This is a genomic window from Xanthomonas sp. LMG 12459 (assembly GCF_009192905.1).
GTDB classification, from domain to species: Bacteria; Pseudomonadota; Gammaproteobacteria; order Xanthomonadales; family Xanthomonadaceae; genus Xanthomonas_A; species Xanthomonas_A sontii.
In genome coordinates, this window is record NZ_NSGT01000078.1 from 1 (window position 1) to 6788 (window position 6788).

Here is a 6788-nt window from a genome sequence, read left to right on the forward strand (position 1 = left end):
TCGGCTTCGGGCAGTTCTTCATGTGCTTTTTGATGTTCGAGCAGATCAAGGAACTGTTCAAGAAGTGGTTGTACTATGTGTTGGGAACGCTGTTCGCGATGGCCATGCTGTCAGTCGTGTCGGCGATGGTCCTGAAGTTCACGGTGAAGGTGGCGGGGGCCTACTGGGCGATGAAGCTCATCCCGCTGGGCAATGCGGAAGGCTTGTCGTCGCAGGCGCTGCAGCAGGGAGGGATTGGATTGCTCATGACCTTGCTGATCGTGTCAGTGTCGCCGATGGCTGCCGCGCTGTGGCAAGGCAGCATGGCGTCCTTCATGCACTTCTCGGCGTTCGCCGGTGGTGCCGCGTCAACGCCAGGGCCGCAGGGGCAGCCGCCGGGGTCGTATGTGCCGCCGCAAGGTGGCAAAGATACGCCGCTTGGAAGTGCTGACGTGACAAGGTATTCAGCGGGACGTCTACCGTCGGGGCCACCGCAAGAAGGTAGCGGGGCAATGGGCAATGCCAATACCAATCGGAATAGCAGTCGATTCACCTGAATCACAAGGTAGTCAGATGGTAATCAACCATTATCTATTCCTCGCTACGCTTTTCTTAGCAGGCGTTGCGCATGCGGAAAATGGGTGCCCGCCAGGTCAGTTGCCGGCCCAAGCTAACGGTGCGATTACTTCATGCACTCCAATTCCGTCTGGGTACTATCAGCAGCAAGCTCCCGCAGTACCTAGACCGTCTGGAAGGTGGATCAAAACTTGGGGCGCGATTGCCATGGGATCAAAAGATTCAACTACCAGCTACGGGGTCACCACTGGAAAGCTATCTCAGGCAGAAGCAGAGACGGATGCACTGAAGCGCTGTGCCTCTCATGGGGAAACTGATTGTAAGATTGTCTTCCAGTATCGGAATCAATGTGTAGCCGTGGCCGAGGCGCAGATAAATGGGTTACCGCTGACAGATGGGCATGTGAGGTTTATTAGTGCGGCTTCGATCCAGGAAGCAAGCAAGCACGTTGTAAGCGATTGCAAAACAGTCAATAAAAATTTTGCTGGGGCCGAGTGTAAAGTCGTTTATACGGCGTGCACCGAACAAGTATTTGAAAAGTTTTAAAATTGGGCACTTTCCGCCTATTGCGCAACCCAGTCACGGAGCGGGGTTTCTAGTACACAGTTTGCATCGAGGTGATATATGGATATTAAATTCACCCTGGCTGCTTGCCTTGCACTGCTTTTCGCTATGGGTAACGCGCGAGCGGAAAACGGGTGTCCGCCTGGGCAGATTCCGGCCCAAGCAAATGGCAACATGGCGTCCTGTGGCCCTATACCGCCTGGCTATTATCAACAACAGCCAGCTCCGCCACCGCGCCCACTCGGGAAGTGGCTCAAAACGTGGGGCGCGGTTGCGGGTGATGATATCACTCAATTTGGCGTGTCGACAGGCAAACTAAGTAAAGCGGATGCCGAGAAGGATGCTTTGCAAAAGTGCCAGAATGCCAGCTCTCACCGATGCCGCATTGTTCATGCTTATGAGAATCAATGTGTAGTGGTAGTTACGCCCCCAGGGGAAGGAGTGGCGAGCGTTGACTCGGGCTTTCCACTTGCGGAAATAAGTAGGAAAGCAATTATACGTTGTCAGAAAAATAACGCCGGCAAGGAGTGTACTATTGGTTACTCCAATTGCACTGAGCAGATTTTTCAGAAATTCTAGGCGATAAGATGCGTTTTTTTGCTGAGTCAGTCGCCGAGAATAATAGCCGACCAACTTAAGCTATGGGAGGGATTCAGATGGCGCTCAACCGTTATCTTACCTTCGCTACGTTTTTCTTGGTAGGTGCTGCGTCTGCAGAAAGTGGTTGCCCACCTGGGCAACTCCCGGCGCAGGCAAATGGCGCAATGGCCTCGTGTACACCTGTTCCTCCTGGCTACTACCAACAGCAGGCTCCTGCGCCACAGCCTTTGGGTAAGTGGCTCACGACATGGGGTGCTATCGCGATGGGATCAATAGACAATACGACAAATTATGGGGTCACCACGGGCAAATTATCCAAGGCAGAAGCCGAGGCCGATGCACTCAGGCGCTGCGCCTCTCATGGGGAAAAGGACTGCCAAATCGCCTTGAGTTATCACAACCAATGCGCCGCAATTGCAGAACCGCAAACGAATGGGTTGCCTCTGGCTATTGGTCTAGTCAGCTTTTCTGGTGGCGTGACCATTACTGATGCAATACAGAGAGCTCAAGCTCATTGCAGAAAAGCCAACGCTGCAACGTCAGAGGCCGATTGCAAGGTGATTTACAAAGCCTGTACGGAGCAGATATTCGAGAAATTTTGAGTTTCGATGGAATGCGCATGAAGATCAGCCTCCTTTTTACTATGCTCCTTTTAACCAACACAGCAGATGCAGAAAATGGATGCCCGCCTGGTCAGTTGCCGGCCCAGGCCAGTGGTGCGATGTCTTCATGCACGCCAATTCCGCCTGGTTACTATCAGCAGCAACCTACGCCGCCTCCCCGTCCTAGCGGCAAATGGATTAAGACCTGGGGTGCGATTGCGATCGGCACAGTCGATTCAGTGCCGTACTACGGCGTTCCAACTGGGGCAATGTCCGAATCGGAAGCCAAGATCCAGGCGTTAGCTCGATGTGCAAAAAAAGGCGCACAGAACTGCAAGGTGGCTCTGGTTTATCAAAATCAATGCGCTGTCATTGTCGAGCCGCAGATTAATGGGCAGCCAAATCCGGATGGTTTTATTCAGTTTGCTGGTGGTCCAACTAAAGAAAAGGCAGTCGAGACTGCTTCAGAGGGGTGCGAACGCAGGAATCCCGGAGCAACATGCAAGGTGATATATCAGGCATGCTCAGAACCAGTATTTGAGAAGTATTGATCGCTTTTCCCGTTTTGATTGGTTCAAGGGCCTGGACTTTCCGTCAAGCGTCTCAGCAAGGAGAAACTCATGAAGAAGCGTGGACTGTTCGAGGCTTGCTATTATTTGGTTTTTCCATCCAGCCAATGGCACAATCTGGCGGCTAGTACGAAACCATTCTCTACAACAACCCCTTCCTCTTCTGCACAGTAGGCGTTCCCAGCGATTGTTGGACACCTATCAATCCCGCCACGGGCTCTAACGGGGTGAGCAAGGGCCCGCAGACTCCAACCAAGACCTCTTCCGCCACCGCACGCCCCCATCTACTCAATACGTAATCGGACCTGGCCTCATGCGACAAACACTATCCGCTGAGAAGTGGCAGCAGTCAGTGCAGCATGTACGGGCGTTGCTGACCCTTTGCCTCTTGACGCTCTCGCTGACTGCCAGCCTGACTGCGCTCGCCTATCGGACGTCAGGCGACCTCATCCTGTTGCTGGCGCAAAGCGTGGCCGCCCTGGGAGCGCTCCTTCATCTCGGCATTGCAGCGATGCTACTCCGGCTGGCGCTGCGCGCATCCGCCACCAAGAAGCGCCTCCAGGCACACGGCGAATGCACGGCACAGCGGCGCCCGTTGCGCAGGTCCATCCTCGGCGTCGTTGGCGCAGCGGTGCAGGTACTCATGATGAGCGTGGCGGTAATTGCGCTACCAATCGCTCTGCCGGTGGTAATGCGCGTGCCGGAAGCTGGAATGATGTTCGTGATTCTGATCGTTGCCCTGCTGCTGCTCGGTGTTTCCATCCGGCGCAGTTGCCGCTGGCTGACCGAGGCCCTAGCGCAGGCCGAATGGGCTGTGCGCAGCACCGTGGTGGCCTAACGCCCTTATGAACGCTCAGACTGTTACTGCCATTTTACTTCTGTCCCTCTTGGCCGGATGCAATCAGATGAATACCGCTTCTGAAAAAGCCGACGGTGTTGCGCAAACGGCAGCCGATGGCGATCCAGTCTATCAGCGTAATACCAAGCCGACCCAAGCGTATCGAATCACGATGACCATCGAAGATGCGCCAGGGCCCTTTGGGTATGTTTCAGGTACTGCGTTTTATGACATGGCCAATTATGAGCAGTGCACGCCGCTTAATGAGCCATTCGAGGGCGTGAGAACCAAGCCGAAAGAAGCAGGTATACCCATCAACTTTCAGAAGGTCGACGGGGAACATTATGTGGGGACGATATATGCCGACGGCATGGTCGACGCCGACTATTACGGCATGGGCGTGTGCCGCTTTGAATTGACGGGCGTCGGCATTGCCTTGAAGGCGACCGGCAAGCATGAAGAAACGCGTTACGAGCCTGCGCTGTTCAAGAAGGAGATTTATAGTTCCACGCCCAAGGTCACATATTTCTGGAAGGGACGCTATCCCAAGGAAGACATGGATGATTTTCCGGATAGCGGTGAGTCAAGTCCGGATGACTTTAATGAACATGCACGCCACAACCTCTTCAAAGTGACGCTGACATCGGAGAAGGCGCTCCCATGACCATGAACACAAAACAATATGCCGCCCTTGCGGCCGATGTATATCTAAAGCCGCGAGAAACGGGAGAAAACAGCAAGCCTGTCGACATAGGCGGCGTGTCCTACAAGCGGCTCAGCTATATGGATAGCGCGTCCGGCTATCAAGGCATCCTTTATCAACGGCTGGATACAAAAGAACTCATCGTCGTACACCGTGGCAGCGAGTTCGACCGCGAGCCATTGCGTGACGGCCTGATGGCCGATGGGGGGATGGTAACCACCCGCCACAACGCACAGGCGGCGGACGCCATCGAGTTCACAAGGCACGCCCTGGAGTATGCGGACAAGCTTGGCAAAGGACGCAAGACTCCCGAGGTCACGGTCGCTGGCCATTCACTCGGTGGCGGTCTCGCGGAAATCACCGCGCACCACTTCGGCTTGAAAGGCGAAACCTTCAACGGCTATGGGGCGGTCAGCTTGGATCGTCGTATTCCCGAAGGCGGTAACGCGGTCATCAATCACGTGATGGCGGGAGATCCCGTTAGTGCCGCCAGCCGGCACTACGGCCAGGTGCGCGTGTACGCCACGGAGCAAGAGATCGCGACCTTGGAGCGGGCCGGCTATGACGACCAGCGCAGTGGTTTGCGCAACCCGATTAGTGCGGCGAAGGGGTTGGTGACGGATTCACACACCATCTACAACTTCCTCCCGGTGGACAAGGAGGGCAAGCCGAAGCACTCGGTCTTGGAAGACGCGACTGCACAGCACCTGGCACAGCGCCATGCGCCGATGATCGAACGGTATCGGGATGATATTGCCGCGCTGCGCTTGGGGGTGACGCTGGGTGCGCGGGGTTGGGGTGGGCTGCTGCAGGATGGCATTGCGGACCTGCGCGGGCCGCTCGCGCCCGGTGCGGGCCGCGACAGCATCGGCGTGCCGAATTGGTCGGAGCACATGCAGCGGCTGCATATGCCGCGTATGGAGAGCGGAGAACCACAGGGCTGGCGGGCGCCGCTGAAGGTGCCGGAGCAATCGAGCGTGACGCCTGCCGAGCGGCCGGCTGATCCTCTCTGCCAGATGCTCAAGAGCAGGTTACCTGCCGGCATCGCGGATGCCGCGGTGTCGTACGCGGCATCGCAAGCGCGGCGGGAGGGGATGGAACGGCCGGAGCAGATCAAGGCCGTGACCCTGCTGGAGGGCGGAAGCGCCTGGATCGAAGGCAGCACACCCGGCTACCGCGTGAAGGTGGATCTGTCCGGTAAGCCGCCTTTGGTTCAGGAACGGAGGACGGATCAGGCGCCTGAGCCGCAGCACCTGGCACAGCAGCTGGATGCGCCCCAACAACAGGCATCGGTGAAGGGGCGGTGATAATCGTGGGGGCATCGAACTGGATGTAGACATAGATTGCCTCCACCGTCGGCGCCAACGGCGCGATGCTGCACAAGACGATGACCGATAACCTGGACAAAGAGATCCACGGCTTGTTCACGGGCGATGATAATTCCAGTGCAGCCGATGCGATCGACCAGAATCTGGAGTACACCCAGCTTGCGATGGCGGCCCTGGATGCGGTGAAGGTGAACGCCAACGATCCGGAGTCGATCGATCAAAAGAGCCGAGCGATCCTGTTGGCTGGATTCGGCACGGCCGGTCCGCCCATGGTCGCCGGTGCGATGTTGTTGCTGTTCAAGTTCACTCTGGCCTTCCTGATCGGCATCGGGCCGATCTTCATCTTCTTTTTGATGTTCGAGCAGACCAAGGACCTGTTCAAGAAGTGGTTGTACTATGTGTTGGGAACGCTGTTCTCGATGGCCATGCTGTCAGTCGTGTCGGCGATGGTCCTGAAGTTCACGGTGAAGGTGGCGGGGGCCTACTGGGCCATGAAGCTCATCCCGCTGGGCAATGCGGAAGGTTTGTCGTCGCAGGCGCTGCAGCAGGGAGGGATTGGATTGCTCATGACCTTGCTGATCGTGTCAGTGCCGCCGATGGCTGCCGCGCTGTGGCAAGGCAGCATGGCGTCCTTCATGCACTTCTCTGCATTCAGTGGTGCTGCCTCCGCGCCTGGGCCTCAGGGGCAGCCGCCGGGGTCGTATGTGCCGCCTCAGCGCAGTAGTGATACACCTGCTCCATCGACTGATATTGCCCAATCAAGTCGTGGAGGATTATCGTCTAGCTGTGTAAACCCACCACGTTGTTCAGTGGAATTCGGGAGATGGGCGGCTTGTAGCCGAGGCTGGCGTGTGGTCGATGCCAGTTGTAATGATGCAGCCAGCCCGAGAAGGCGTTGGCGCGTTGCGTGGAGTCGATATAGGAGCGCGCATAGGCCTATTCGCGCAGGCTGGTCTGCACCAGCCGCTCGGCCTTGCCATTGGTGCGTGGCGTGTAGGGGCGGGTTCGCAGATGGCGCAGGCCGAGCCG

The 6788-nt window shown here is 56.8% G+C and carries 7 protein-coding genes and 2 pseudogenes; 8 read left to right on the plus strand and 1 reads right to left on the minus strand.

What is annotated here, in order from left to right:
• The 8 genes and pseudogenes from CEK65_RS16015 to CEK65_RS16055 all read left to right on the plus strand — a co-directional run.
• Nucleotides 1-536: type IV secretion system protein (locus CEK65_RS16015; RefSeq protein ID WP_193314813.1), on the plus strand; the 536-nt coding region annotated here is incomplete at its 5' end.
• A gap of 16 nt (nt 537-552) precedes the next feature.
• Entirely contained in the window at nt 553-1101 is a 549-nt protein-coding gene (locus tag CEK65_RS16020) for a DUF4189 domain-containing protein (RefSeq protein WP_157836463.1), read from the plus strand.
• Between the two features lie 674 nt (nt 1102-1775).
• A complete protein-coding gene (locus tag CEK65_RS16030) occupies nt 1776-2321 on the plus strand; it encodes a DUF4189 domain-containing protein (RefSeq protein ID WP_193314814.1) in 546 nt (181 codons plus the stop codon).
• A 17-nt stretch (nt 2322-2338) separates the two neighbouring features.
• Entirely contained in the window at nt 2339-2872 is a 534-nt protein-coding gene (locus tag CEK65_RS16035; protein WP_226980604.1) for a DUF4189 domain-containing protein, read from the plus strand.
• Nucleotides 2873-3203: 331 nt separating this feature from the next.
• A complete protein-coding gene (locus CEK65_RS16040; protein WP_152182324.1) occupies nt 3204-3728 on the plus strand; it encodes a hypothetical protein in 525 nt (174 codons plus the stop codon).
• Between the two features lie 67 nt (nt 3729-3795).
• A complete protein-coding gene (locus CEK65_RS16045) occupies nt 3796-4392 on the plus strand; it encodes a hypothetical protein (protein ID WP_226980605.1) in 597 nt (198 codons plus the stop codon).
• A complete protein-coding gene (locus tag CEK65_RS16050) occupies nt 4389-5738 on the plus strand; it encodes a DUF6792 domain-containing protein (RefSeq protein WP_152182325.1) in 1350 nt (449 codons plus the stop codon). Before CEK65_RS16045 ends, CEK65_RS16050 begins: the two co-directional genes overlap by 4 nt.
• A 35-nt stretch (nt 5739-5773) precedes the next feature.
• A pseudogene (locus CEK65_RS16055) lies at nt 5774-6490 on the plus strand (type IV secretion system protein); the annotation flags it as partial.
• Between the two features lie 49 nt (nt 6491-6539).
• On the opposite strand, the pseudogene CEK65_RS16060 reads toward CEK65_RS16055, so the two are convergent.
• Nucleotides 6540-6788 (minus strand): annotated as a pseudogene (locus tag CEK65_RS16060) (integrase core domain-containing protein); the annotation flags it as partial.

Bases quoted from the DNA above. Each gene is read 5' to 3' on its own strand.
- CEK65_RS16020 (WP_157836463.1), top strand. From the start codon at position 553: ATGGTAATCAACCATTATCTATTCCTCGCTACGCTTTTCTTAGCAGGC.
- CEK65_RS16030 (WP_193314814.1), top strand. From the start codon at position 1,776: ATGGCGCTCAACCGTTATCTTACCTTCGCTACGTTTTTCTTGGTAGGT.
- CEK65_RS16035 (WP_226980604.1), top strand. From the start codon at position 2,339: ATGAAGATCAGCCTCCTTTTTACTATGCTCCTTTTAACCAACACAGCA.
- CEK65_RS16040 (WP_152182324.1), top strand. From the start codon at position 3,204: ATGCGACAAACACTATCCGCTGAGAAGTGGCAGCAGTCAGTGCAGCAT.
- CEK65_RS16045 (WP_226980605.1), top strand. From the start codon at position 3,796: ATGAATACCGCTTCTGAAAAAGCCGACGGTGTTGCGCAAACGGCAGCC.
- CEK65_RS16050 (WP_152182325.1), top strand. From the start codon at position 4,389: ATGACCATGAACACAAAACAATATGCCGCCCTTGCGGCCGATGTATAT.